General features: G+C 56.2%; 22 protein-coding genes and 3 tRNA genes. 14 read left to right on the top strand and 11 right to left on the bottom strand.

Features of this window, described 5'->3' with window-relative positions; all coding sequences use genetic code 11:
* Positions 1-460: 460 nt before the first annotated feature.
* From DBR02_RS05330 to DBR02_RS05320, 3 genes are all read right to left on the bottom strand, one after another.
* Positions 461-537: transfer RNA gene (locus DBR02_RS05330), tRNA-Met, on the bottom strand.
* A gap of 44 nt (positions 538-581) precedes the next feature.
* Positions 582-658, bottom strand: a tRNA-Met gene (locus DBR02_RS05325).
* A 171-nt stretch (positions 659-829) separates the two neighbouring features.
* Positions 830-906, bottom strand: a tRNA-Met gene (locus DBR02_RS05320).
* A gap of 208 nt (positions 907-1114) precedes the next feature.
* On the opposite strand from DBR02_RS05320, the gene mltA reads away from it, so the two are divergent.
* Together mltA and tcdA are read left to right on the top strand one after the other, a co-directional pair.
* Complete coding sequence (mltA, locus tag DBR02_RS05315) at positions 1115-2212, top strand: murein transglycosylase A (protein WP_063451923.1); 1098 nt, start codon at positions 1115-1117, stop codon at positions 2210-2212.
* 75 nt (positions 2213-2287) lie between these two features.
* On the top strand, positions 2288-3100 hold the full coding sequence (gene tcdA, locus DBR02_RS05310; RefSeq protein WP_107533639.1) for a tRNA cyclic N6-threonylcarbamoyladenosine(37) synthase TcdA: 813 nt from the start codon (positions 2288-2290) through the stop codon (positions 3098-3100).
* On the opposite strand, the gene csdE is transcribed toward tcdA, so the two are convergent.
* Positions 3091-3531, bottom strand: coding sequence for a cysteine desulfurase sulfur acceptor subunit CsdE (gene csdE / locus DBR02_RS05305; RefSeq protein ID WP_107533638.1), 441 nt, complete (start codon positions 3529-3531; stop codon positions 3091-3093). The two genes, tcdA and csdE, sit on opposite strands and share 10 nt — an antisense overlap.
* On the bottom strand, positions 3531-4736 hold the full coding sequence (gene csdA, locus DBR02_RS05300) for a cysteine desulfurase CsdA (RefSeq protein ID WP_107533637.1): 1206 nt from the start codon (positions 4734-4736) through the stop codon (positions 3531-3533). Before csdA ends, csdE begins: the two co-directional genes overlap by 1 nt.
* A 191-nt stretch (positions 4737-4927) precedes the next feature.
* Between csdA and DBR02_RS05295 the strand changes: the two genes are divergently transcribed.
* From DBR02_RS05295 to rlmM, 4 genes are all read left to right on the top strand, one after another.
* The gene (locus tag DBR02_RS05295) at positions 4928-5155 is read left to right on the top strand and encodes a YgdI/YgdR family lipoprotein (RefSeq protein ID WP_015571738.1); all 228 of its coding nucleotides are present in this window, start codon (positions 4928-4930) and stop codon (positions 5153-5155) included.
* A 349-nt stretch (positions 5156-5504) separates the two neighbouring features.
* Positions 5505-6422 carry a glycine cleavage system transcriptional regulator GcvA gene (gene gcvA, locus DBR02_RS05290; protein WP_063869307.1) on the top strand — a complete coding sequence of 306 codons (918 nt, stop codon included), beginning with the start codon at positions 5505-5507 and terminating at the stop codon, positions 6420-6422.
* A gap of 39 nt (positions 6423-6461) precedes the next feature.
* A complete protein-coding gene (locus tag DBR02_RS05285) occupies positions 6462-6857 on the top strand; it encodes a DUF423 domain-containing protein (RefSeq protein ID WP_003862756.1) in 396 nt (131 codons plus the stop codon).
* Positions 6850-7950: a 23S rRNA (cytidine(2498)-2'-O)-methyltransferase RlmM gene (gene rlmM, locus DBR02_RS05280; RefSeq protein ID WP_063451919.1), complete on the top strand. Its 1101-nt coding sequence runs from the start codon at positions 6850-6852 to the stop codon at positions 7948-7950. The genes DBR02_RS05285 and rlmM overlap by 8 nt, the downstream gene beginning before the upstream one ends.
* Before the next feature lie 56 nt (positions 7951-8006).
* Here rlmM and xni read toward each other — a convergent pair whose 3' ends face one another.
* The 5 genes from xni to queF all read right to left on the bottom strand — a co-directional run bounded on the left by xni (position 8007) and on the right by queF (position 14422).
* Positions 8007-8762 carry a flap endonuclease Xni gene (xni, locus tag DBR02_RS05275; RefSeq protein ID WP_107533636.1) on the bottom strand — a complete coding sequence of 252 codons (756 nt, stop codon included), beginning with the start codon at positions 8760-8762 and terminating at the stop codon, positions 8007-8009.
* A 112-nt stretch (positions 8763-8874) separates the two neighbouring features.
* Entirely contained in the window at positions 8875-10242 is a 1368-nt protein-coding gene (locus DBR02_RS05270; protein WP_022649219.1) for an L-serine ammonia-lyase, read from the bottom strand.
* Positions 10243-10304: 62 nt separating this feature from the next.
* On the bottom strand, positions 10305-11594 hold the full coding sequence (locus tag DBR02_RS05265) for an HAAAP family serine/threonine permease (RefSeq protein ID WP_107533635.1): 1290 nt from the start codon (positions 11592-11594) through the stop codon (positions 10305-10307).
* A 504-nt stretch (positions 11595-12098) separates the two neighbouring features.
* Positions 12099-13463, bottom strand: coding sequence for a nucleotide 5'-monophosphate nucleosidase PpnN (gene ppnN, locus DBR02_RS05260; RefSeq protein WP_107533634.1), 1365 nt, complete (start codon positions 13461-13463; stop codon positions 12099-12101).
* Positions 13464-13579: 116 nt separating this feature from the next.
* Positions 13580-14422, bottom strand: a complete 843-nt coding sequence (queF, locus tag DBR02_RS05255; RefSeq protein WP_107533633.1) for an NADPH-dependent 7-cyano-7-deazaguanine reductase QueF — start codon at positions 14420-14422, stop codon at positions 13580-13582.
* Positions 14423-14491: 69 nt separating this feature from the next.
* On the opposite strand from queF, the gene syd reads away from it, so the two are divergent.
* The 8 genes from syd to DBR02_RS05210 all read left to right on the top strand — a co-directional run bounded on the left by syd (position 14492) and on the right by DBR02_RS05210 (position 22812).
* Complete coding sequence (syd, locus tag DBR02_RS05250; protein WP_107533632.1) at positions 14492-15037, top strand: SecY-interacting protein; 546 nt, start codon at positions 14492-14494, stop codon at positions 15035-15037.
* Positions 15038-15669: 632 nt separating this feature from the next.
* Positions 15670-15999 (top strand): YqcC family protein, encoded by a 330-nt coding sequence (locus tag DBR02_RS05245; RefSeq protein ID WP_107533631.1) that lies wholly within the window; start codon positions 15670-15672, stop codon positions 15997-15999.
* Positions 15996-16781, top strand: coding sequence for a tRNA pseudouridine(65) synthase TruC (gene truC / locus DBR02_RS05240; protein WP_107533630.1), 786 nt, complete (start codon positions 15996-15998; stop codon positions 16779-16781). The genes DBR02_RS05245 and truC overlap by 4 nt, the downstream gene beginning before the upstream one ends.
* A 15-nt stretch (positions 16782-16796) precedes the next feature.
* Positions 16797-17246 carry a flavodoxin gene (locus DBR02_RS05235; protein WP_107533629.1) on the top strand — a complete coding sequence of 150 codons (450 nt, stop codon included), beginning with the start codon at positions 16797-16799 and terminating at the stop codon, positions 17244-17246.
* Positions 17247-17540: 294 nt separating this feature from the next.
* Positions 17541-18896 carry a galactarate/glucarate/glycerate transporter GudP gene (gene gudP, locus DBR02_RS05225; RefSeq protein WP_107533628.1) on the top strand — a complete coding sequence of 452 codons (1356 nt, stop codon included), beginning with the start codon at positions 17541-17543 and terminating at the stop codon, positions 18894-18896.
* Positions 18896-20236 (top strand): enolase C-terminal domain-like protein, encoded by a 1341-nt coding sequence (locus DBR02_RS05220; protein WP_107535619.1) that lies wholly within the window; start codon positions 18896-18898, stop codon positions 20234-20236. The genes gudP and DBR02_RS05220 overlap by 1 nt, the downstream gene beginning before the upstream one ends.
* A 15-nt stretch (positions 20237-20251) precedes the next feature.
* The gene (gene gudD / locus DBR02_RS05215) at positions 20252-21589 is read left to right on the top strand and encodes a glucarate dehydratase (RefSeq protein WP_063869329.1); all 1338 of its coding nucleotides are present in this window, start codon (positions 20252-20254) and stop codon (positions 21587-21589) included.
* A 77-nt stretch (positions 21590-21666) separates the two neighbouring features.
* On the top strand, positions 21667-22812 hold the full coding sequence (locus tag DBR02_RS05210) for a glycerate kinase (RefSeq protein WP_107533627.1): 1146 nt from the start codon (positions 21667-21669) through the stop codon (positions 22810-22812).
* A gap of 50 nt (positions 22813-22862) precedes the next feature.
* On the opposite strand, the gene barA is transcribed toward DBR02_RS05210, so the two are convergent.
* On the bottom strand, positions 22863-25622 hold the full coding sequence (gene barA, locus DBR02_RS05205; protein ID WP_107533626.1) for a two-component sensor histidine kinase BarA: 2760 nt from the start codon (positions 25620-25622) through the stop codon (positions 22863-22865).
* Positions 25623-25663 lie beyond the last annotated feature (41 nt).

Genomic DNA, 25663 nt, shown 5'->3' with positions numbered 1-25663 from the left:
CCGCCCTAGACTGATTTCTGTCGGTATTTTTGTGAACGGACGGGTATAGTGACAACGCTAGAATTTATTGCAATTGGGTTTGATCTGTAAGCACAGACCACGATCATCAAATAGATAATAGGGTTTTGTGGCGAGATTTGCGTTATGGACTTCTGTCGAGGAAAGTGGACTGGTGTAAAGACAGCCATGAAAATTCCTTGATAAGGCAAGCCCTGAGGCTGTTTTCACAAAGGTGAGAGGGCTGTATTTTACTGAAATCAGGCGGTTCCTTCCGCAAGTAACTTAAATATGGTTTATTAAAGAAGTTCTTCCTGAACGATTTACTCATTTATCCACCCATTTTTTCCGTTTCCCGATCCACTGTGAAATATCAACGGACGAAAAAAAAACCGCAAGCCGTTGATGGCTTTGCGGTTTCTTGTTTTCTAAGGCCTTATACGGACGCCTTAAAACAATAAATTGGTTGCGGGGGCCGGATTTGAACCGACGACCTTCGGGTTATGAGCCCGACGAGCTACCAGGCTGCTCCACCCCGCGTCCGTCTTTCTACACTTGTAGAAATTTACTTCTTCAAATTTGATTGGTTGCGGGGGCCGGATTTGAACCGACGACCTTCGGGTTATGAGCCCGACGAGCTACCAGGCTGCTCCACCCCGCGTCCGTCTTTTTGCTTCGTATTTCAAACCACATCTGCGTTGACTTTCCTCGTTCACCTCAGTCACTTACTGGAGTAAGTTCCTAAGGATTCACTGCGTCGTCGCCTTGCTGTGATTCGAACTACTTCGCAAAAACTTCTACAGTCGTAGAAGATACTTCATCAAATTTTAATTGGTTGCGGGGGCCGGATTTGAACCGACGACCTTCGGGTTATGAGCCCGACGAGCTACCAGGCTGCTCCACCCCGCGTCCGTGGAAGCGCACTATACTCGGATAGGTTTGTGATGCAACCCCTTTTTCGCATAATTCATTATTTTGTATGCAAAATGAACGGGAATAGCCACTTTGGACTATTTTTTGTCCAGAATTTGCCAAAGGGAAGGCGATTGCATTTCATTCATACGGTGGGTTTGTTATCTTCATCACGCGGAAATGGGCAACTAAAAGACGAGATATAATGAAAGGACGTTGGGCGAAGTATCTGATGACAGGCGCAATGGTAGCGATTCTTGCGGCCTGCTCTTCCAAACCGACCGATCGCGGTCAACAGTATAAAGACGGGAAGTTATCCCAGCCTTTCTCTTTAGTTAACCAGCCCGATGCCGTGGGTGCTCCAATCAATGCCGGGGATTTCTCCGAGCAGGTGTACCAGATCCGCAAAGCGTCGCCGCGCCTGTATGGCGCACAGAACAACGTTTATAGTGCCGTACAGGACTGGCTGAAGGCGGGCGGTGATACGCGCAATATGCGCCAGTTTGGTATTGATGCCTGGCAGATGGAAGGGGCCGATAACTACGGTAACGTCCAGTTTACCGGCTACTACACGCCGGTTGTCCAGGCGCGACACACGCGTCAGGGCGAATTCCAGTATCCGATTTACCGTATGCCGCCAAAACGCGGTCGTCTGCCGTCTCGCGCCGAGATCTACGCCGGCGCGCTTAGCGAAAATTACGTGCTAGCCTACAGCAACTCGCTGATGGATAACTTCATCATGGACGTGCAGGGCAGCGGTTATATTGATTTTGGCGACGGTTCGCCGCTGAACTTCTTTAGCTACGCCGGGAAAAACGGCCATGCCTACCGCAGCATCGGTAAGGTGCTCATCGACCGTGGTGAAGTAAAACGAGAAGACATGTCGATGCAGGCGATCCGCGAGTGGGGCGAAAAGCACAGCGAAGCGGAAGTGCGTGAACTGCTTGAGCAGAACCCATCGTTTGTTTTCTTCAAGCCGCAGAACTTTGCGCCGGTGAAAGGGGCGAGCGCCGTACCGCTGATTGGCCGCGCCTCGGTGGCCTCGGATCGTTCGATTATCCCGGCGGGCACCACGCTGCTGGCGGAAGTGCCTCTCCTCGACAACAACGGCAAGTTCAACGGCAAGTATGAGCTGCGCCTGATGGTGGCGCTGGACGTGGGCGGGGCGATAAAAGGCCAGCACTTCGATATTTACCAGGGCATCGGCCCGGATGCCGGGCACCGTGCAGGCTGGTATAACCACTACGGACGCGTGTGGGTGCTGAAGACTGCGCCGGGTACCGGAAACGTATTCAGCGGCTGATTGTGGTATTCTGAGCGCAAGACGGATTACGGTTCAGGGTGAGGAATACCTCACCCTTTTTACATCTGAGGTTTTATGTCTGTGGTAATCAGCGATGCCTGGCGCCAGCGTTTCGGCGGCACGGCACGGTTATATGGTGAAAAAGCCCTGCAACTGTTCGCGGATGCGCATGTCTGCGTGGTGGGCATTGGGGGTGTGGGTTCGTGGGCGGCAGAAGCGCTGGCGAGAACCGGCATTGGCGCAATTACGTTGATTGATATGGATGACGTCTGCGTCACTAACACTAACCGTCAGATCCACGCCCTGCGTGATAACGTCGGTCTGGCGAAGTCTGAGGTGATGGCGGATCGTATTCGTCTGATCAACCCGGAGTGCCGCGTAACGGTGATTGACGACTTTGTGACGGCAGATAACGTCGCGGAGTACATGAGCAAAGGCTACAGCTACGTCATTGACGCCATCGACAGCGTGCGCCCGAAAGCGGCGCTGATCGCTTACTGCCGTCGCTATAAGGTGCCGCTGGTGACCACCGGCGGGGCAGGCGGACAAATCGATCCGACTCAGATCCAGGTGGCTGACCTGGCGAAAACCATTCAGGATCCGCTGGCCGCTAAGCTGCGCGAGCGCCTAAAAAGCGACTTCAACGTGGTGAAGAACAGCAAAGGCAAGCTGGGCGTGGACTGCGTGTTCTCCACCGAAGCGCTGGTTTATCCGCAGGCGGATGGTTCGGTCTGTGCGATGAAAAGCACGGCGGAAGGGCCGAAGCGGATGGACTGCGCCTCTGGGTTCGGTGCGGCCACCATGGTGACCGCCTCCTTCGGCTTTGTGGCGGTCTCTCACGCCCTGAAGAAGATGATGGCGAAGGCGGAACGTCAGGCTCAGGCCTGACGTGCGGCAGCCAGCACCGCGTCGTTGAGCGCGATCAACCCCTGACCGCGCGAGGCGCTAAGCTGCGCGCGAAGTCCCAGCTCATCAAACAGCGCCAGCGGAGAATGCGCCAGCAGATCTGCGGCGCGTTTCCCTTCGACGGCGGTCAGCAGCACCGCCAGCAGGCCGCGAACAATGCGTCCCTCGCTGTCGCCGAAGAAATGCAGCTTCTCACCGGATACGCTAAACCCAAGCCAGACGCGGTTCTCGCAGCCTGCGATCTCCTTCGCCTGTGACTTCAGATCGTCTGACAGGGTGGGAAGCTGTTTACCCAGCAGGATCAGCTGACGGTATTTATCCTCCCACTGCGTGAGCGGGGCGAAGGTCTGTTTCAACGTCTCTTCAGTGATAACGGTGCCGAACGGGTGCCCGGCTAAGGCTGCATGTGTCATTAATCCACCAGTAATTCCAGGGCGCGGTCGACGGCGGAAACCAGCGCGTCGACATCGCTTTTTGTGTTGTACGGTGCAAACGAGGCGCGCAGGGTGCCGCTCACGCCCATGGCTGCCAGCAGCGGCTGGGCGCAGTGCTGTCCGGCACGCAGGGCAATGCCGTACCCGGCAAGCAGCGTCACCATGTCGCTATGGTGTACGCCCGCGAAGTCAAAGGCGAGCAGGCTGGAGTCCTGTACGCGGAACGAGCGAAACCCCGGGCGTTTTTTAAGCTCTTCTTCCGCCAGCGTCGCCAGGCCCCGGCTCCAGCTTTCAGCCTGAACCACGTCCGTTTCTGTAAGCCATTCGAGCGCCGCGCTGAGGCCGATAACCCCGGCCACGTTCGGCGTACCGGCTTCCAGGCGGTAAGGTACATCCTGAGTTTTAAAGCCGTCAAAGGTCACTTCGGTAATCATCTTGCCGCCGCCGAGCCACGGCGTCATCCGGGCCAGCAGTTCAGATTTACCGTACAGCGCGCCGATACCGGTTGGCCCGTACAGCTTGTGCCCGGAGAACGCATAGAAATCGATATCCAGCGCCTGAACGTCAGCCGGGAAATGCACCACTCCCTGCGCGCCGTCGACCATCACCACCACGCCGCTGGCATGGGCAATTTTAATGGCGCGCGCCAGATCCGGGCAGCCGCCGGTGACGTTGGACATCTGCCCCAGCGCCAGAATACGGCTTCGCGGCGTTATCAGCTCCGGCAGACGCGCCACGTCCGGCAGAAGGTCTGCACCCAGCGGGAGCTTTACAACGCGCGCCCCGGTTTGTTCAGCCACCATCAGCCACGGCACCAGGTTGGCGTGGTGCTCTGCCTCGCTGACGATGATTTCATCTCCGGCCTGCAACAACGGACGCGCGTAGCATTGCGCCACCATGTTAATGGCCTCGGTGGTACCGCGCGTCCAGACGATGCTCTCACCGCTGTCGGCATTGATCAGGCGCGCGACCTGATCCCGTGCGGCTTCGTATTGCGCCGTCAGGCGCTGCGCTTCGGCATACTGGCTGCGGTGCACGTTCCCGGCGCTCAGGCTGTAAAACTGGCGGGTTGCCTCAATCACCGCCTGCGGCTTAAGGGCCGTGGCGGCGCTATCAAGATAAATACCGGCATCGGCCAGCGCGGGAAACTGTGCGCGAAACTGCGCAGGACTGAAAGCGTTCATGGAATTCCTCATATCGATTCTTCGATCGTCGCGCAAATTTATCGACAGGGCAAGGAAGTTGATATCTATCAGATTTGTCTGCTTATCCTGGCGAGTCTGAAAAAGCAGGTTATGCTAAATAGTGTTAGGCGGATGTTTTAGCCTGTTATAAATCGAGGTTTGAATAGCATTAATTGCTAAAGGAGATAATCATGAAAAAGACAGCTGCAATCATTTCTGCCTGTGCGTTGACCTTTGCCCTGAGCGCCTGTTCTGGTAATAACTATGTAATGCATACCAACGATGGTCGATCTATCGTCTCTGAAGGGAAACCGACAACCGATAATGATACCGGGATGATTTCATACAAAGATGCTAACGGGAACAAACAGCAGATCAACCGCAGTGACGTGAAAGAGATGAAAGAAATCGAGCATTAATAGCAAGATAAGCGAAAAAAAAGCACCGCAAGTTGGCGGTGCTACATTAATCACTATGGACAGACAGGGTAAATGTACAGGAAGTGAAAAATTGGTAGCGTTGCTACCGTGGTCTGAATCGCAGACCAATTGCAAACACAACAACACAACATCACAACCGTAAGCCAAAAGCCCTTCAGAACACGCATTCCAAAAAAACTTTTCGTTCCGGCTCAGGAAGTGCCGCCACTATAGGTATTTGCTGGTAGTTCCTCAACGGACAAATTATAATGGCTCAGATAAAAAAAACTAATAGGTTAAACGTTGTTTCCTATATGTTAAATCCTGTTAACATCTAAGCCAGATAACCATGTCCAAGCGATTGCCACCCCTTAATGCATTACGTGTTTTTGATGCCGCAGCACGCCACCTCAGCTTCACCCGCGCAGCCGATGAGCTTTTTGTGACACAGGCCGCAGTAAGTCATCAAATCAAGTCTCTGGAGGATTTTCTGGGGCTTAAGCTGTTCCGTCGCCGCAACCGATCCTTGCTGTTGACTGAAGAGGGGCAGAGCTATTTTCAGGATATTAAAGAGATTTTTTCCCAGCTGACGGAAGCCACCCGCAAGCTTCAGGCCCGGAGCGCAAAAGGTGCCCTGACTGTCAGTTTATTGCCCAGTTTTGCCATTCAATGGCTAGTGCCGCGACTCTCAAGCTTTAACTCAACTTATCCGGGAATCGATGTCCGAATCCAGGCCGTTGACCGTCAGGAAGACAAGCTGGCAGATGATGTGGACGTGGCGATTTTTTACGGTCGCGGCAACTGGCCGGGCTTGCGTGTAGAGAAATTATACGCAGAATATCTGCTGCCGGTCTGTTCGCCGCTGCTGCTGACGGGGGACAAGGCGCTCAAAACGCCCGCCGATCTGGCGAAACATACGCTTTTGCATGATGCGTCGCGTCGCGACTGGCAAACTTATACCCGTCAGTTAGGTCTTAATCATATAAACGTGCAGCAGGGGCCCATTTTTAGCCACAGCGCGATGGTGCTACAGGCTGCCATTCACGGGCAGGGCGTGGCGTTGGCAAACAACGTGATGGCCCAGTCTGAAATTGAGGCAGGCCGTCTGGTTTGCCCGTTTAACGATGTTCTGGTCAGCAAGAATGCATTTTATCTGGTTTGTCATGACAGTCAGGCAGAACTGGGTAAAATAGCCGCTTTCCGGCAGTGGATACTGGCGAAAGCGGCAAGCGAGCAAGAAAAATTCCGCTTCAGGTATGAACAATAACGTTTGTGTGCCGGGCACGCATTAATTCAGGACTTAAACATGACCAGCCGATTCATGCTGATTTTCGCCGCGGTAAGTGGCTTTATTTTTGTAGCTCTGGGCGCGTTTGGCGCGCATGTGTTAAGCAAATCTCTGGGCGTTGTGGAGATGGGCTGGATCCAGACCGGCCTTGAATATCAGGCGTTCCACACGCTGGCAATATTTGGGCTGGCAGTAGCGATGCAACGCCGTATCAGCATCTGGTTCTACTGGAGCAGCGTCTTTCTGGCGCTGGGTACCGTACTGTTCAGCGGCAGCCTCTACTGCCTGGCGCTGTCGCATTTACGCCTGTGGGCGTTTGTTACACCTGTCGGCGGTGTCAGCTTCCTGGCGGGGTGGGTATTAATGTTTATCGGAGCTATCCGTCTGAAACGCAAGGGCGTTGTTCATGAATAAGGTTGTTTTATATTGTCGCCCGGGGTTTGAGAAAGAGTGCGCCGCGGAAATCACCGATAAAGCGGGGAAGCGTGAAGTCTTCGGATTTGCTCGCGTCAAAGAGAACGCGGGCTATGTGGTATTTGAATGCTATCAGCCTGATGATGCCGACAAGCTGGCGCGCGAGCTGCCGTTCAGCTCGCTGATTTTCGCCCGCCAGATGTTTGTCGCGGGCGAACTGCTGAAAGATCTCCCGCCGGACGATCGCATCACGCCGATTGTGGGCATGCTACAAGGCGTGGTGGAGAAGGGCGGCGATTTACGCGTGGAAGTGGCCGACACCAACGAAAGCAAAGAGCTGATGAAGTTCTGCCGCAAGTTCACCGTGCCGCTGCGCGCGGCGCTGCGCGATGCGGGCGTGCTGACAAACTACGAAACGCCAAAGCGTCCGGTCGTGCATATCTTCTTTATTGCGCCAGGGTGTTGCTACGCAGGCTACTCGTATACCACCAACAACTCGCCGTTCTTTATGGGGATCCCGCGTCTGCGCTTCCCGGCGGACGCGCCGAGCCGTTCAACCCTGAAGCTGGAAGAGGCGTTCCACGTCTTTATCCCGGCCGACGAGTGGGACGAACGCCTGGCAAACGGCATGTATGCGGTCGATCTCGGGGCGTGCCCTGGCGGCTGGACCTATCAGCTGGTGAAACGCAACATGTGGGTTTCATCTGTGGATAACGGCCCAATGGCGCAAAGCCTGATGGATACCGGGCAGGTCACCTGGCTGCGCGAGGACGGTTTCCGCTATCGCCCGAACCGCAACAACATCTCCTGGATGGTGTGCGACATGGTAGAAAAACCGGCGAAAGTCGCGGCGCTGATGGCCTCCTGGCTGGTAAACGGCTGGTGTCGTGAGACGATTTTCAACCTCAAGCTGCCGATGAAAAAGCGCTACGAAGAGGTGTCGCAGAACCTGGCCTATATTCAGCAGCAGCTGGACGAACATGGCATTAACGCGGAAATCCAGGCACGACAGCTGTACCACGATCGTGAAGAAGTGACGGTGCACATTCGACGCTGGTGGGCGGCCGTGGGCGGGCGTCGCGACGAGCGATAACGTCTGTAATGCCCGGTGGCGCTACGCTTACCGGGCCTACAAAACCGTGAATCGTTTTAACGCTCTAACCTTAACTGCTGTAAATTCCCGTCCAGCTGTAAATCCGTCTGTAGCGTCGCCACCTCGCGGCAGATAAACGCCATCTCTTTGTGTGCCTCCAGCTTCTTGCGCCACTTTTCCGGTACCTCATCCAGCCGGGCGTAAATGCCCTCCAGGTTTTGAAACTCTGTCAGCAGCTGTGCGGCACTTTTTGGTCCAATGCCGGCGACGCCCGGTACTTTGGAGCTGCTAATTCCCGCCAGCCCCCAGTAGTCAGGCAGCTGTTCCGGCGAGACGCCAAACTCCCCGGCAATAAAGGGCGCGTCCAGCCAGCGTTTCTGGAAATAGTCGCGGATGCGGATCGTGGGAGAGAGCAGCTGGCAGTAGCCTTTGTCGGTTGAAACGATGGTCGCCTGATGCCCGGCACTCGCGACTTTCACCGCCAGCGTTGCGGCCAGATCGTCAGCCTCGTTGCCGTGCGCGCCCCAGCAGGGAACGCCGCGCTGTTCAAAGGCGGCGCGAATAACGGGCATTTCGGCGTGCAGATCGTCCGGCATCGGCGCGCGTCCGGCCTTGTAGTCAGGAAGACGCTGATGCCGCCAGCCGCTGTTGCGCGCTTCGTCGTCAAACACGGCCACGACGTGCGTCGGCTCGCTGTGGCGAATAAGCTGCTCCAGCGCGTGCAGGCAGGTGTCCTTGCAGGGGGTGCCCTGTACCGCATGGATCCGGCGTATCAGGTTGAGCGCGTCGACGATAAGTAAATGAACTGCCACAGATATTCTCCCTTAAAGCTAATGGATAAAGGGTATCACTGTCGGCAGGGGGAAACGAATAGCTTGAGGGAAAACAGGAAGAAGCCTCGCAAAACGAGGCTTCCTGATCGGCTTAATCGCAGGTGACGATCTTCATCGCCAGGCCACCGCGGGAGGTTTCGCGGTATTTGGCGTTCATGTCTTTACCGGTTTCGTACATGGTTTCGATAACCTTATCGAGACAGACGCGCGGTTCGCTGGTGCGGCGCAGCGCCATACGTGCCGCGTTCACCGCCTTCACGGAGGCAATCGCGTTACGCTCGATGCACGGTACCTGTACCTGTCCGCCGACCGGGTCGCAGGTCAGCCCCAGGTTATGCTCCATGCCGATTTCCGCAGCAATACAGACCTGCGCAGGGCTTGCGCCCAGCAGTTCAGCCAGACCCGCCGCCGCCATAGAACAGGCTACGCCCACTTCACCCTGACAGCCCACTTCCGCACCGGAAATGGAGGCGTTCATCTTGTACAGAGAGCCAATCGCACTGGCAACCAGCATATAGCGCGCCAGTGAGTTTGCGTTCACTTCGCGGATAAACTTGTCGTAATACGCCAGTACCGCCGGAACAATCCCGCACGCGCCGTTGGTTGGCGCAGTCACCACGCGGCCACCCGCAGCGTTCTCTTCGTTCACCGCCAGCGCGAACATGTTGATCCAGTCGACGACGGCCATCGGATCGGTGGTGGTTTTGTCGGTGCTGACCAGCATGCGGCGCAGCGCAGCCGCACGACGCGGAACGCGCAGTTTACCCGGCAGTACGCCTTCGGTGGTGATCCCGCGCTCAATACCGCTGCGCATAACTTCCCAGACGTTAGCGAAGTGCTGTTCCAGCTCCTCTTTGCTGTGCAGGGCCAGCTCGTTTTTCATCATCAGGCCGGAGAGAGAGAGCCCCGTCTCCTGGCAGTGACGCTGTAAATCGGCCGCGTTTTTGTACGGGTACGGCACCTCAACGGCGGAACCGTTGGTTTGACCAAAATGGTCTTCGTCGACGATAAACCCGCCGCCGATGGAGTAATACGTCTGGCTGTAAACCGCTTTATCGCCGACCAGCGCGGTAATGCGCATGCCGTTCTCGTGCAGCGACAGGTTATCCGCATGGAAATTCATGCAGTGGTCAACCGGGAATTCAACCTCATGCTCGCCGTTGGCCAGCAGCAAACGACCGTGGGTGTTTACGTCCTGGATAAAGCCAGGAATGGAGTCAATATCAACGGTATCCGGCAGGTTACCCGCCAGGCCCATGATAATGGCAATATCGGTATGGTGGCCTTTACCGGTCAGGGAAAGGGAACCGTATACATCGACAACCACGCGGGTGATGTCGTGCAAAATGCCGCGTGCAATCAAGTCATCCGTGAATTGTTTACCGGCTTTCATTGGTCCGACGGTGTGAGAGCTGGAAGGACCAATACCGATTTTGAAGATATCGAATACGCTAATCATGATGCGTCCATTGCTTCAGTCAGAGGGGAGGAGTGCGCCGTCCGCAGACGGCGCAGGAGGTATTAGCTGAACAGCGAGTAGAAAATAGCGGAGATGGCAATCAGACCCATCACAACAACGAAGACGTTGCTGATATGGCCGCTGTATTTGCGCATCGCAGGCACTTTCTGAATCGCGTACATCGGCATCAGGAACAGGATCATCGCGATAATCGGGCCGCCCAGGGTTTCAATCATGCCCAGAATGCTTGGGTTCAGGGTAGCTACCGCCCAGGTGGTCACCAGCATGAACAGCGCGGTGATTTTGTTCAGACGGTTGATTTCAATGCTCTTGCCCTTACCGCGCAAAGATTTAATCACCATACCGTTGAAGCCTTCACGTGCGCCCAGGTAGTGGCCCAGGAAGGATTTGGTGATGGCGATAATCGCGATAATCGGTGCCATCCATGCAATCAGCGGTGCGTTAAAGTGGTTTGCCAGGTAAGACAGAATAGAGATGTTCTGCTCTTTCGCCGCCGCCAGATCCGCCGGGGAGAGGCTCAGCACGCAGCTGAACACGAAGAACATTACGGTCAGTACCATCATGATGTGCGCGCGAGCCAGGATGCTGGAGCACTTCTTCTCTGCGCCGTCGCCGTACTCTTCACGCTTCGCTACCGCGAAGGAGGAGATAATTGGTGAGTGGTTGAAGGAGAACACCATTACCGGGATTGCCAGCCACAGGGTCAGCAGCAGGCCGTTACCGGTCGCGGATGCGCTGCTCAGAGACAGGGTTTCCAGGGCAGCACCGTTCCACTGTGGGATCAGGTACAGCGCCAGCACCATCAGGGCCGCAACAAACGGGAATACCAGCACGGTCATCGCTTTCACAATCATCTGCTCGCCGAAGCGCACGATGGTCATCATACCAACAATCAGGATCAGGGAGAGGATCGCGCGCGGCGGCGGGGTCATCTGAAGCTGATGCATCATGAAGCTTTCAACGGTGTTGGTGATAGCGACGCTATAAACCAGCAGAATCGGGTAAATCGCAAAGAAGTAGAGCAGGGTAATCAGCTTACCTGCGCCGACGCCGAAGTGTTCTTCAACAACTTCAGTGATGTCTTCGCCCGGGTTTTTACCGGACAGCACGAAGCGGGTCAGGCCGCGGTGTGCAAAGAAGGTCATCGGGAAAGCGATGATTGCCATGATGATCAGCGGGATCAGACCGCCGACGCCCGCGTTGATAGGAAGGAACAGTACACCAGCGCCGATTGCCGTGCCGTAAAGGCCAAGCATCCACATGGTATCCGTTTTGCGCCAACCGCTTCGGGAATCAATCGAAGCAACGGTGCTGGTTTGAGTGGTTTCCATCTGTATCTCCTGGAGGAAGCAAATTGTCAGGTTTTTAGTCAAATCCGATGAAAAAGTGCCTGACGGTAATATGAAATTCGTTCAGTGACGGTTTTTTAATAATTTTTGCCCGTAACTATTGGCGGGCGGAAAGATACATTCTAGTTATGAATCTATCAGTGATCGCGATCCCAAATGCAATAATCCACTTATGATGTGGGCATCTTTAGACCAATTATCTGTTAAAAAAACATCAAAGAGAATTTACGGGCGCGAAGGCTACCATTAACAACATGTTTTAGAAAAGGCTGGCCCGCGAGATAGGTGTCTTTCGCTGTAAAGAAATGGGATTTTAGTATTTTCTGGCGGGTAATTTTGATTAAGGCTGATTATTTACGGTTTCAGAAACCAGGTAATCGTTTGCGCGGGCGTCAGATTTGCTAATAACATTTAAGAGCGCTATGAATTGCATCACTAATAAAAAAGCCGGATGACGATCCGGCTTGAGTGGAAGGAAATGACGCTTTACTTGATGATTTCGTAACACGGAATATAGGCGGAGCCTGGAAGCTTCATGCGGTGCTGGGCGACAAAGCCCTGCAACATGTCATCCATACGGCGCATCATCTCCGGGTCACCGTGGATCTTATACGGCCCGAACTCTTCAATCGCGCGGATCCCCACCTCTTTCACGTTCCCCGCCACAATGCCGGAGAAGGCGCGACGCAGGTCGGCAGCCAGCACTTCCACCGGCTGATCCGGATAGAGTTTCAGGTTCGCCATGTTCTCATGCGACGGCTCGAAGGGGATCTGGAGATCCGGTGCGATACGAATGGACCAGTTAAAGCTGTAGGCATCCCCGGTATCACGACGGTTCTCTTTCACCAGCGGCATCGCTTTTTTCATCTGACGGGCCACTTCTGCGGCATCGTCAATGATAATGCGGTAGTGACGGCGCGCGTCTTCACCCAGCGTATGCACGATAAACTCGTCCAGCATGCGGAAGTAGTCGGCGCTCTCTTTCGGGCCGGTCAGGATCAGCGGCAGAACCTGGTCTTTGTTGGCCGGGTTCATCAGGATCCCCAGCAGATAAAGCAGCTCTTCCGCCGTGCCTACGCCGCCCGGGAAGATGATGATGCCGTGCGCGATACGGACAAACGCCTCAAGACGCTTTTCGATATCCGGCATAATAATCAGTTCGTTAACCAGCGGGTTAGGCGGCTCAGCGGCGATAATCGACGGCTCGGTCATGCCGATAAAGCGACCATCTTTATAGCGTTGCTGCGCGTGTCCTACTGCCGCACCTTTCATCGGCGCTTCCATCGCGCCAGGGCCGCAGCCGGTACAGATGTTCAGCTCGCGCAGGCCAAGCTGAGTCCCCACGCGGCGGGCGTACAGGTATTCGGTTTCGTTAATGGAGTGACCGCCCCAGCAGACGACCATGTTCGGCGCCTCGCCCACGTGCAGGGCACGGGCGTTACGCAGAATGGAAAAGACCAGGTTGGTGATATGAACGGAGCTTTCCAGATCAAGATGCTGGAAACGACCGGCGTTGCTGATCTGTCCGTTAACAAACAGAATATCGCGCAGCACGGCAAACAGGTTGGCCTGAAGTGAGCGAATAATACGCCCGTCGACAAAAGCCTCCTCCGGCGGGTTGATCACTTCCAGCTTCACGCCGCGCTCGCGGCGCAGCACGTTGATATCAAAACTTTCGAAGCGGGACAGCAGCTCTTTACTGTTGTCGGTCAGGCTTCCGGAGTTCAGTACGGCAAGTGAACAGTTACGAAACAGTTGATAAAGGTCGCTACTGGCGGTGCGTTTAAGCATGTCCACTTCCAGCTGCGACAACATATCCATAGAGCCAAGCGGGCTAATATGTGTAATCAAGTGAGCTCCTTATGGGACGATTATCGTCTTTCCCTGTTGATTACAATAGCCCTGGCTTATGACGTTTCACAACACTTCGGGCGGAATACCGCCCGCATATTGTGAAAATATTTATCTTACTGGCGTACCAGCCGTCCGGTGGCAGGCACAAAATCGGTATTGGTGCGCCACGGGTTGATATCCAGACCCCCACGACGGGTATAGCGGGCATAAACGCTCAGCTTTTCAGGCTGGCAGAAACGCTGGATGTCATTGAAGATGCGTTCCACGCACTGCTCGTGGAATTCGTTGTGGTGGCGGAACGACACCAGGTAACGCAGCAGCTTTTCCCGGTCAATTTTCGGGCCGCGATACTGAATCTGAACGGAGCCCCAGTCCGGCTGGTGGGTAATGAGGCAGTTGGATTTGAGAAGGTGGCTGACCAGCGTCTCGTCCACACGCTTTCCGCTCGCCGCGTTCTCGAGGTAGTCGGCGCTGAATTCGTAGCTCTCTATCTCAATATCCTGGTCGTCGATGCAGGTGCCGTGGAAATGGGCAATGGGCTGTCCTTCCAGCTCGTGCAGACGGTATAACGAGACGGATACGTTCCCCTGCGCGCAGGCGGCTAAATCCCGCTCCAGCGTTTGCTGAACCTCGTCCCAGCTGTTGAATCGGGTCTGGTTGAAGCTGTTGAGATAGAGCTTAAAGCTTTTTGACTCGACCAGGTTCACGCTGGCGTAGTCCAGCTCAACGTGGCCCACGGCCACCTGCGGCAGCCCGCGCGCGTTCAGCCAGGAGAGTTCATACAGCGTCCAGATATCGCCGCCAACAAACGGCAGCGCATCGGCGTGAAGGCCAAGCGGATCGCGGTTCAGGCTGCGCGGCACGCCCTGAAGCAGGCTTGCGTCGTAGGTGTCGCGGTAATCGGTCGATTTACCCAGCGTTAAGCCCGTTAACGCCTGATGATTTTCGTAAGACATGTTTCATAGCCACTTTACAGGTACACTTAGGGGCTGAGTTTATCCTGTCTTACAAGAAGAGAGAAATCGGTGGATATCGAAACTGCAAATGCCCTGACGAGCTTCACGACCCGCTATTGCGATGCCTGGCATGAAAAGCGGGGGATGTGGCCGCAAAGCACTGAATTATATGGCGTGCCGTCACCGTGCATTATCGCTTCGCAGGATGATTACGTACTCTGGCAACCGAAACCGTTCGCGGGCGAGCAGAACGTAAATGCGGTTGAACGCGCCATGGACATTGTGGTACAACCTGCGCTTCATGCGTTTTATACCACGCAGTTTGCCGGGGATATGACGGCATGCTTTGCACGACAGCCGCTGACGCTGCTGCAAACCTGGAGCGAAGACGATCTTCAGCGCGTTCAGGAAAACCTCATTGGTCACCTGGTCACGCAAAAACGCCTTAAGCTCTCTCCGACTCTCTTTATTGCGACGCTCGACAGTGAACTGGACGTCATTTCTGTCTGCAACCTCTCTGGCGAGGTGATTAAAGAGACGCTCGGCACCCGCAATCGCGACGTTCTCGCGCCTTCACTTGCGGATTTCCTCACCCGCCTTGAGCCGCTTCTGTAATCCATGATGCTACTGGGCGTGTGAGAGATCTCTTACACGCTCTGTGAGACATCGCCGAAACAATTAGCATTGTCTTATGGATTTAAGATTAATATTAACTTTTCTTTCAACAGGTTAGCGATTTCCTTAATCGATAACGCCCGTTTCGCCTGGCTTACACTGCGCACAAGGTGGGTTGTAAGACGACGCAGAATAGCGGATTCTATCTCTGTCGACAGGATGCCGACGCAAGAAACGAACATCAGGATGATGGCGTTTCTTATCAGGGATACGTCAGGACGACGCCGCAGGAAGGCTTCAGGATGAAGCAAAGTGGATCACGCAGGATGCGTAAGGGACACCTCCAGGAAGGAGAACGAGAGCCGGTCAGGATGGTCGGTGGGTCAGGATGGCCAGGACGTTTCAGGATGAAACCTACACATCAGGACGATGTGAGCAGGAAGCAAAAGGTAAAGGGATGACCAGGCCTTCGGGCATCAGGAAAAGTTGTCACGGATGAGCAGGGAGCACGTATTGTAGCTGGAATGCTGCGAAACGAACCGGGAGCACTGTTTTTACAGTGCTCCCTTTTTTTATTTCTGTCTTCCGCAATGCTATGCTTCGCGCCATTCCGTTTTTCAGTTGAGGTTACTATGACGCATCACGATAGCGTTCGTGCGCAATTGCACGCCATCGAAGCCCTTATGCGCCAGCATCAGCTGTGGCAGGACAATGCGCCGCAGCCAGAAGCGTTCGCCAGCACCCAACCGTTTTGTCTGGATACGCTGTCCCCGTTCGAATGGCTCCAGTGGGTATTAATTCCGCGTATGCACGCGCTGCTGGAAGGGGGACACGCCTTGCCCCAGGCGTTTGCCGTCTCCCCCTATTACGAAATGGCACTGGAGGCGACCCACCCGGTGCGCGACGTTATGCTGGTTGAGCTGGAAAAGCTGGATACGCTTTTCGCCGGTGACGATGCATGACGCTTGAGATCCTGTATCAGGATGAGTGGCTGGTGGCGGTGAATAAACCGTCCGGCTGGCTGGTACACAGAAGCTGGCTCGATCGCGATGAGAAAGTGGTGGTGATGCAAACCGTGCGCGATCAAATTGGTCAGCACGTCTTCACTGCCCATCGTCTGGATCGGCCAACCTCTGGCGTTCTGCTGATGGGACTTTCCAGCGAGGCCGGGCGCCTGCTGTCGCAGCAGTTTGAACAGCACCAGATCCAGAAGCGCTACCACGCCATTGTGCGCGGCTGGCTGACGGATTCCGCCACGCTGGATTATCCGCTGGTGGAGGAACTGGATAAAATCGCCGATAAATTTGCCCGCGAGGATAAAGGCCCGCAGCCTGCGGTGACGGAGTATCGCGGTATGGCGACCACAGAACTGCCGGTGGCGACCAGCAAATTTCCTACCACGCGCTACGGTCTGGTTGAGCTTTTGCCCAAAACCGGGCGCAAACATCAGCTTCGCCGACACCTTGCGCACCTGCGCCATCCGATTATCGGCGACAGCAAGCACGGCGATCTGCGCCAGAACCGCAGTGCGGCAGAGCATTTTGGCTGTAACCGGCTGATGCTGCACGCCAGCGAGCTGCGCCTGACGCATCCGTTTACCGGCGAACCGCTGACTATTCGTGCGGGGCTGGATGAGGTCTGGATGCAGGCGCTGTCACAGTTTGGCTGGCTGGGACAACTCCCCGAAAATGAAAGGGTTGAGTTTGCCGCAGGCAACGTTCAGGATGAACAGCAAGCGCAATAATGACGGGAGCAAAGCATGGCTGAAGTAGGTATTTTTGTCGGCACGATGTACGGCAACTCGCTGCTGGTGGCGGAGGAAGCGGAAGCAATCCTCGTCAATCAGGGCCATAAAGCCACGGTCTATGAAGATCCGGAGCTGGCTGACTGGGAAAAGTACGCCGATAAATACATTCTTATCGTGACCTCGACCACGGGGCAGGGCGATTTGCCGGACAGCATCATGCCGCTTTTCCAGGGGATTAAAGATCGGCTTGGCTACCAGCCGGACGTGCATTACGGCATCATCGCGCTGGGTGACAGCTCGTATGCAAACTTCTGCGGCGGCGGCAAGCAGTTCGATGCGCAGTTGCAGGAACAGAGCGCTCAGCGCGTCGGCGAGATGCTGCTGATCGACGCCGGTGAGCACCCTGAACCGGAAAGCGTGTCGAACCCGTGGGTTGAACACTGGGCAACGCTTCTTAAATAGTTTCGTAGGCCGGGTAAGGCGTCGCCGCCACCCGGCAACGAAGCCGCACCAAATCCTCAATTCCGTGAAGTATCTTCCATCACTTTGGGCTTATGCCCCAAACCACGTTCCCTGCATGCTTCAATGTTGTGTTCCTGCACGGTGAGAGAACGCATCACTCCTTCATATACTTTTCTCGTCACTATAAAACGGCTTGATGCCGTACCAAAACCAAACACCAATCTCTCATTCTGATTACCCTACAGGTGCTGTACAGAATGAACCAGGCGAAAGCTATGTTTCAGGAGTGCAACAATGAGTACATTAAGCCACGAGGCGAGCAGCGCTGAGAAGCGCACCAACGCTCGCTACTGGATAGTGGTGATGCTGTTTATCGTCACATCTTTCAACTACGGCGACCGCGCCACGTTGTCCATTGCCGGCTCTGAGATGGCAAAAGACATCGGGCTCGATCCGGTTGGTATGGGTTATGTTTTCTCCGCATTTTCATGGGCCTACGTTATCGGCCAAATCCCTGGCGGCTGGCTGCTTGACCGCTTCGGCTCAAAACGGGTCTACTTCTGGTCCATCTTTATCTGGTCGATGTTCACCCTGTTGCAGGGCTTCGTGGATATCTTCAGCGGCTTCGGCATCATCATTGCGCTCTTTACCCTCCGCTTTCTGGTGGGCTTAGCGGAAGCGCCGTCTTTCCCCGGTAACAGCCGCATCGTGGCCGCCTGGTTCCCGGCGCAGGAGAGGGGAACGGCGGTAGCCATCTTTAACTCGGCGCAATACTTTGCAACGGTCATTTTCGCGCCCATCATGGGCTGGCTGACGCATGAAGTGGGCTGGTCACACGTCTTCTTCTTCATGGGCGGGCTGGGAATCGTCATCAGCTTCATCTGGCTGAAGGTGATCCACGAACCAAACCAGCACCCGGGCGTGAACAAGAAAGAGCTGGACTATATTGCGGAAGGCGGGGCGCTGATCAACATGGATCAGAAAACCCAAAAGGCAAAAGTCCCGTTTAGCCAGAAATGGGCGCAGATCAAGCAGCTCGTCGGCTCACGTATGATGATCGGCATCTATCTCGGCCAGTACTGCATTAACGCGTTAACCTACTTCTTCATCACCTGGTTCCCGGTTTACCTGGTGCAGGCGCGCGGCATGTCGATTCTGAAGGCGGGGTTTGTCGCCTCCGTACCGGCCATCTGTGGCTTTGTGGGCGGGGTCCTCGGCGGGGTTATTTCCGACTGGCTGATGCGTCGTACCGGTTCGCTGAACATTGCGCGTAAAACGCCCATCGTGCTCGGGATGCTGCTCTCCATGACCATGGTGTTCTGTAACTACGTCAGCGCGGAGTGGATGATCATCGGCTTTATGGCGATGGCCTTCTTCGGTAAGGGCATTGGCGCGCTGGGCTGGGCTGTAATGGCAGACACCGCGCCGAAAGAGATCAGCGGCCTGAGCGGCGGTCTGTTCAACATGTTTGGCAACATTTCCGGCATTGTCACCCCAATCGCTATCGGGTACATCGTCGGCACCACCGGCTCGTTTAACGGCGCGCTGATTTATGTTGGCGTCCATGCGCTGGTGGCGGTACTCAGTTACCTGGTGCTGGTGGGCGATATCAAACGTATCGAACTGAAACCTGTTGGGGAGCGCGGATGATGACAACGCAATCAAGCCCTATCGTAACGGAGATGAAGGTCATCCCGGTGGCGGGGCAGGACAGCATGCTGCTCAACATTGGCGGCGCGCATAACGCCTGGTTTACCCGCAACATCGTGGTGCTGACCGACAGTGCAGGAAATACCGGCGTCGGGGAAGCGCCCGGCGGAGAGGTGATTTACCAGACGCTGGTCGACGCCATCCCGCAGGTAGTTGGGCAGGAGGTCGCCCGCCTGAACAAGGTGGTCCAGCGCGTGCATAAGGGCAACCAGTCGGCGGATTTTGATACCTTCGGAAAAGGCGCCTGGACCTTTGAACTGCGGGTTAACGCGGTGGCGGCGCTGGAGGCGGCTCTCCTTGATTTACTGGGCAAGGCGCTGAACGTGCCCGTCTGCGAGCTGCTGGGGCCTGGCAAACAGCGTGATGCGGTAACGGTGCTGGGCTATCTGTTCTACATTGGCGACCGGACTAAAACCGATCTGCCGTATCTGGAACGCTCGCCGGGCAGCCACGAGTGGTATCACCTGCGTCATCAGGAAGCGCTCAACGCTGAGGCGGTGGTACGCCTGGCAGAGGCGGCGCAGGATCGCTACGGCTTTAAAGACTTCAAGCTAAAAGGCGGCGTCCTGCCGGGCGAGCAGGAGATTGACAGCGTACGGGCGTTGAAAAAACGCTTCCCGGAGGCGCGCATCACCGTCGATCCGAACGGCGCATGGCTGCTCGATGAAGCTATCGCGCTGTGCAAAGGGCTGGGCGACGTGCTGACCTACGCGGAAGATCCGTGCGGCGCGGAGCAGGGCTTCTCTGGCCGCGAGGTGATGGCGGAGTTCCGCCGCGCCACCGGACTGCCGGTCGCAACCAACATGATCGCCACCAACTGGCGCGAAATGGGGCACGCGGTGATGCTGAATGCGGTGGACATTCCGCTGGCAGACCCGCACTTCTGGACCCTTTCCGGCGCGGTGCGCGTGGCGCAGCTGTGCGATGACTGGGGGCTTACCTGGGGCTGCCACTCCAATAACCATTTCGACATTTCGCTGGCGATGTTTACCCACGTTGGCGCGGCGGCGCCGGGCAACCCGACCGCCATCGACACCCACTGGATCTGGCAGGAGGGCGAAGCGCGCCTGACCAAAAATCCACTTGAAATCAAAAACGGCACCATTGCCGTACCGGATGCGCCGGGGCTGGGCGTGGAGCTTGACTGGGATCAGATCCACAAGGCGCATGAAGCGTATAAAAAATTGCCGGGCGGCGCGCGCAATGACGCGGGCCCGATGCAGTACCTTATCCCCGGCTGGACATTTGACCGTAAGCGCCCTGTTTTTGGACGTCACTGAAAAAAGGATCGAACGATGAGCACATTTTCTACCCCTGTAGTCACCTCCATGCAGATTATCCCCGTCGCGGGACATGACAGCATGTTGATGAACCTGAGCGGCGCTCACGCGCCGTTCTTCACCCGCAATATCGTGGTGATCAAGGACAACTCAGGACACACCGGTGTGGGTGAAATCCCGGGCGGGGAGAAGATCCGTAAAACGCTGGAGGACGCCATTCCGCTGGTGGTGGGTAAAGCGCTGGGCGAGTACAAAAATGTGCTGACCAGCGTGCGTAACACTTTTGCCGATCGCGATGCGGGTGGCCGTGGTCTGCAAACGTTTGATCTTCGCACCACTATCCACGTGGTCACAGGCATTGAAGCCGCGATGCTGGATCTCTTAGGCCAGCATCTGGGCGTCAACGTTGCCTCCCTGCTGGGGGACGGCCAGCAGCGCAGCGAAGTGGAAATGCTCGGTTACCTGTTCTTTATCGGCAACCGCAACCTCACCCCGCTGCCGTACCAGAGCCAGCCGGACGAAAAATGCGACTGGTATCGCGTGCGCCACGATGAAGCGATGACGCCGGACGCAGTGGTGCGCCTGGCGGAAGCGGCGTATGAAAAATATGGCTTCAACGACTTCAAGCTGAAGGGCGGCGTGCTGGCCGGTGAACAAGAGGCAGAGGCGATTACCGCACTGGCGAAGCGTTTCCCGCAGGCGCGCGTCACGCTGGATCCGAACGGCGCCTGGTCGCTTGATGAAGCGATCGGCATTGGCAAGCAGCTCAAGGGCGTGCTGGCCTACGCGGAAGATCCGTGCGGCGCAGAGCAGGGTTTCTCCGGACGTGAAGTGATGGCGGAGTTCCGTCGCGCCACCGGACTGCCAACCGCCACGAACATGATCGCAACCGACTGGCGTCAGATGGGGCACACGCTCTCGCTGCAATCGGTGGATATTCCGCTGGCAGATCCGCACTTCTGGACGATGCAGGGCTCGGTTCGCGTGGCGCAGATGTGCCACGAGTTTGGCCTGACCTGGGGCTCGCACTCCAACAACCATTTCGACATTTCGCTGGCGATGTTCACCCACGTGGCGGCCGCTGCGCCGGGCAACATTACTGCCATCGACACCCACTGGATCTGGCAGGAGGGCAACCAGCGCCTGACCAAAAGGCCGTTTGAGATCAAGGGAGGCATGGTGCAGGTTCCCGCCACGCCGGGTCTGGGCGTTGAACTGGATATGGATCAGGTCATGAAAGCGCACGAGCTGTACCAGAAACACGGCCTGGGCGCACGTGATGATGCGCTGGCGATGCAGTACCTGATCCCTGAGTGGTCATTCGACAATAAACGTCCGTGCATGGTACGATAAGCGCATTGGGACCGCTCCCATGAGTGGTCCCTTACGTGGTGTATGCTTAACGTAACTAACATGCGTAAGGATGGCTTATGAAAATTGTTATCGCTCCGGACTCGTATAAGGAAAGCTTGAGCGCGCTTGAGGTGGCGACAGCGATAGAGGTCGGTTTTCGCGAAATCTTCCCCTCAGCGGAATACGTCAAATTACCGGTTGCCGATGGTGGCGAAGGGACGGTGGAGGCTATGGTGGCCGCCACGCAGGGGCGCCTTGTCCATGTTCCCGTTACCGGGCCTTTGGGTGAACGCGTGGAAGGGTTTTTCGGCTTATCCGGAGACGGGAAAAGCGCGTTTATCGAAATGGCGGCCGCGAGCGGCCTGGAGCTTGTTGCTCCGGCAAAGCGTAACCCGTTAATCACCACCTCGTGGGGAACCGGGGAACTCATCCGTCATGCCCTGGACGCGGGCGTTAAGCATATCATTATCGGCATTGGGGGCAGCGCGACCAATGACGGTGGCGCAGGCATGGTGCAGGCGCTGGGGGTAAAACTGCTGGATGCTAAAGCGCAGCACGTTGGGCCGGGCGGCGGTGAACTGGCTAGCCTTGCCCATATCGATCTCAGCGGGCTGGACAAGCGGCTGGCATCCTGCCGAATCGAAGTGGCCTGCGATGTGACCAACCCTCTGATCGGCGAGGCTGGCGCGTCTGCGGTATTCGGTCCTCAGAAAGGGGCGACGCCGGAAATGGTCAGGACGCTGGACGACGCGCTTGCGCATTTCGCAAAAATCATCGCCCGGGATCTGGATATCGACGTTTTAAACCTGGCGGGCGGCGGTGCGGCTGGTGGGATGGGGGCGGCGCTGTACGCTTTTTGCGGCGCGCAGCTTCGTCAGGGCATTGAGATTGTCACCGATGCGCTGCATCTTGATGAACAGGTCGAGAACGCCGATCTGGTGATCACGGGCGAAGGGCGTATCGACAGCCAGACGATCCACGGCAAAGTACCCGTTGGCGTAGCGAGAGTCGCGAAACGCTACAACAAACCGGTTATCGGCATTGCCGGCAGCCTGACGGCGGACGTTGGCGTGGTGCACGAGCATGGGCTGGATGCCGTATTCAGCGTGATTTACACTATCTGTTCCCTGGAGGACGCGCTGGAAAATGCGCAACAGAACGTGCAGATGGCCGCAAGAAACATTGCGGCGGTCATAAAGGTGGGGCAGGGGATTTCGCGTTAACGATCGTGCTCCTGTAGGCCCGGTAAGCGAAGCGCCACCGGGCTATTGTCTTAGTTCCCCAACACCTTCATCGCTTCCCGCGTCACGTTGTCCATCTCGTCCAGCAGCTCCAGAAATTCCGGTTCAAGATCTGATTCCGGCGTACCCGCGCGGAGCTGCTGTTCAAGCAGCTGGCAGAGATTTTTCAGCCGCGGCACGCCGCTGTAGCCGCAGCTGCCGTGCAGTTTATGGATAGCCTCCAGCAACCCTTCAGGGTTTTCACCCACCAGCTGTTCTTCTACCTTATTTCGAATCTCAGGCAGGAAGTCCACCAGCATTTGCAGCATATCGCGCGCCAGATCGGCTTTGCCCGCCGCCTGCCGCAGCGCCAGTTGCCAGTCAAACGTGGCATTCTGGTTGACGCTGATTTCCGGCGATTCAGCTGAAATGGTGTATGTCCCGCCAATGTGACCCGGCTTGTAGCGCAGCAGCAGGCTGCGCAGCTTCTCTTCGTCGATCGGTTTCGCCAGATAATCGTTCATGCCCGCACCCAGCAGCTTCTCTTTTTGTCCCGCCATCGCGTGCGCCGTCACGGCAATCACCGGCGTCTGCTGCTGGTGCGGAAGCTGGCGAATCAGCTCGCAGGCGCGGATGCCATCCATGCCCGGCATCTGAATGTCCATCAGGATCAGGTCAAACTGCATCTGTTTGGCCTGCTCTACGGCTTCGGCGCCGCTGGTACACAGCTCAACGTGCTGAACTTGATCCTCAAGCAGCACGCCAATCAGCTTCAGGTTGGCCGGATTATCGTCCACTGCCATCACCGTCATCGGGAGCTTACGTTCGTCGTTCGCCAGCAGCAGGGGCTGATTCGTCAGACGGCAATATTCGGTCAACGCGGGTAACAGCCGTGTGGCGGTAAGGGGTTTCAGCAGACACGCCGCCGCTCCGTCGTTTTTCAGCTCTTCAGCATTAAGCTGGGCGTGGCACGGCAGAGCCAGCAGCAGGTAGTCCGTCATTGAGGCCGCCTTCGCCAGGCGTTCCTGCTGCATGGTGAGCTCTCCGGTAAACGTCACCGGAATACCCATCAAAAGGATATCGTAATGATCGTTCGCCAGCGCGGAGAAGGTCGGGCTGTAAACCACCTCCAGCGGCGTAGTGCTTAACACATCCAGCGTACACTGCGCCGCGGCGGCATTCGGTTCCACATAGGCCAGACGCATCCCTTTCAGGCAGTCGGTGACCGGACCGTCGGTCTGCACGTTCGGATTAAGGTCGAGATTGATATGGAACCAGAAGGTCGAGCCCCGGTTAGGCTGGCTGTGGAAGGAGATATCGCCTCCCATCTCTTTCACCAGCTTTTGGGTGATCACCAGCCCCAGGCCCGTTCCGCCGTGACGACGGGAAATGCTCGCATCGGCCTGGCGGAACGCCTGGAACAGACGCGACTGATCGCGCTCCGGAATGCCGATGCCGGTATCCCGGATCTGCACCTCAATCTGGACCTTGTTATTACTGAGCGCCCGTTTTTCGACCAGAATGTCAATGTTGCCGCTCTCGGTGAATTTGATGGCGTTGCCTACCAGATTGGTGATGACCTGTTGCAGGCGGAGCGGGTCGCCAATGACGTTATCCGGCACGTCGTTTTTAATATTGAGCGTCAGCTCCAGCCCCTTATCATGCGAGGAGTGGGCAAGCAGCGTGACCACGTCATCCAGGGTGCTGCGCAGCGGGAACGGAATACTCTCCAGAATCAGCTTGCCCGCTTCCAGCTTCGAGAAGTCCAGCACGTCGTTAATGATGGTCAGCAGGTTGTTGGCCGATCGTTCAATGGTATGCAGGTGATCGCGCTGGGTTGGATTCAGCTCGCTTTTGAGCGTCAGGCGGGTGAAGCCGATCACCCCGTTCAGCGGCGTTCGCAGCTCGTGCGACATGTTCGCCAGGAATTCAGACTTAATACGAGCCGCCTCCTGCGCGCGTTTTTTCGCCAGATCCAGCTCCACGTTCTGGATCTCCATCTGCTCCAGCGTTTCGCGCAGGTCGGAGGTTGCCTGGTCAACGTTGTGCTGCATCTCTTCGTGATAGGCCGCCAGCGACATCGCCATCGAGTTGATGCCGTTTTTTAGCATATCCAGCTCGCCGAGCATAAAGCCTTCCACGCGGCTGTCGAGCTGACCCCGACGGATCCGGTCAACGGTATTCACCATGTTGCGAATAGGCCCCGTGACGTCGCGCATCAGTCGCCAGCCGAAGATTAGCGCAATGCCGATACAGAACAGCATCATCACGCCGGAAATGAATATTTCTTTGTACTGCTGGAGCCGCACCGACTTGAGATCCAGCTCCAGCGCCACGTATCCCAGCATATTATTGCTGGACTTCGCATCCGACTGGGCTGATTCATCGGGTGAATAGCTTTCCGAGATAATCGGCGTGCGCAGGATCATGATATCGCCGCGCCGCAGGACCGTGAGATGACGCGGGAAGGGCGTACCTTCCGGGATTTTCAGCGACGTGGGATCCAGATGAAAATTCGAGGTAACGAACAGGCGGTTATGTTCGTCGTAAACGGAAATGGCGCGCACGATCTCTGAATGTCGGCGGTGCAGCACGCTGATTAACTGACCAATGGATTCGCGGTTTTGCAGGTTCATCCCGTACTCGCTGGAGACGGCCAGCGGTTCGATAATGCTGGCCCCGGCATCTTCAAGCTGCCTCTGCAAATCGTTATAGCGATGCACCACAAAGAAAATGCTCAGCAGCAAACCGATGAGAACGGTAGGAGCGAGGATCAAAATCATCATGCGTGCGCGCAGGCTGTAGTTGGTCATGGAGTTCCGTTATGGGACAATCAGGCTAATTATGTTTATTT

Source organism: Enterobacter cloacae complex sp. (assembly GCF_900322725.1).
Lineage (GTDB): Bacteria > Pseudomonadota > Gammaproteobacteria > Enterobacterales > Enterobacteriaceae > Enterobacter > Enterobacter quasihormaechei.
This window is presented reverse-complemented; position numbering and strand designations above follow the sequence as displayed.

Excerpts from the sequence above, each read along its gene's own strand:
- gudP (WP_107533628.1), top strand. The coding sequence starts at position 17,541 with ATGAGTACATTAAGCCACGAGGCGAGCAGCGCTGAGAAGCGCACCAAC.
- DBR02_RS05265 (WP_107533635.1), bottom strand. The coding sequence starts at position 11,594 with ATGGAAACCACTCAAACCAGCACCGTTGCTTCGATTGATTCCCGAAGC.
- mltA (WP_063451923.1), top strand. The coding sequence starts at position 1,115 with ATGAAAGGACGTTGGGCGAAGTATCTGATGACAGGCGCAATGGTAGCG.
- csdE (WP_107533638.1), bottom strand. The coding sequence starts at position 3,531 with ATGACACATGCAGCCTTAGCCGGGCACCCGTTCGGCACCGTTATCACT.
- DBR02_RS05285 (WP_003862756.1), top strand. The coding sequence starts at position 6,462 with ATGACCAGCCGATTCATGCTGATTTTCGCCGCGGTAAGTGGCTTTATT.
- DBR02_RS05220 (WP_107535619.1), top strand. The coding sequence starts at position 18,896 with ATGACAACGCAATCAAGCCCTATCGTAACGGAGATGAAGGTCATCCCG.
- DBR02_RS05270 (WP_022649219.1), bottom strand. The coding sequence starts at position 10,242 with ATGATTAGCGTATTCGATATCTTCAAAATCGGTATTGGTCCTTCCAGC.
- queF (WP_107533633.1), bottom strand. The coding sequence starts at position 14,422 with ATGTCTTACGAAAATCATCAGGCGTTAACGGGCTTAACGCTGGGTAAA.
- DBR02_RS05245 (WP_107533631.1), top strand. The coding sequence starts at position 15,670 with ATGACGCATCACGATAGCGTTCGTGCGCAATTGCACGCCATCGAAGCC.
- barA (WP_107533626.1), bottom strand. The coding sequence starts at position 25,622 with ATGACCAACTACAGCCTGCGCGCACGCATGATGATTTTGATCCTCGCT.
- DBR02_RS05210 (WP_107533627.1), top strand. The coding sequence starts at position 21,667 with ATGAAAATTGTTATCGCTCCGGACTCGTATAAGGAAAGCTTGAGCGCG.
- DBR02_RS05295 (WP_015571738.1), top strand. The coding sequence starts at position 4,928 with ATGAAAAAGACAGCTGCAATCATTTCTGCCTGTGCGTTGACCTTTGCC.
- rlmM (WP_063451919.1), top strand. The coding sequence starts at position 6,850 with ATGAATAAGGTTGTTTTATATTGTCGCCCGGGGTTTGAGAAAGAGTGC.
- tcdA (WP_107533639.1), top strand. The coding sequence starts at position 2,288 with ATGTCTGTGGTAATCAGCGATGCCTGGCGCCAGCGTTTCGGCGGCACG.
- csdA (WP_107533637.1), bottom strand. The coding sequence starts at position 4,736 with ATGAACGCTTTCAGTCCTGCGCAGTTTCGCGCACAGTTTCCCGCGCTG.
- truC (WP_107533630.1), top strand. The coding sequence starts at position 15,996 with ATGACGCTTGAGATCCTGTATCAGGATGAGTGGCTGGTGGCGGTGAAT.
- gudD (WP_063869329.1), top strand. The coding sequence starts at position 20,252 with ATGAGCACATTTTCTACCCCTGTAGTCACCTCCATGCAGATTATCCCC.
- gcvA (WP_063869307.1), top strand. The coding sequence starts at position 5,505 with ATGTCCAAGCGATTGCCACCCCTTAATGCATTACGTGTTTTTGATGCC.
- DBR02_RS05235 (WP_107533629.1), top strand. The coding sequence starts at position 16,797 with ATGGCTGAAGTAGGTATTTTTGTCGGCACGATGTACGGCAACTCGCTG.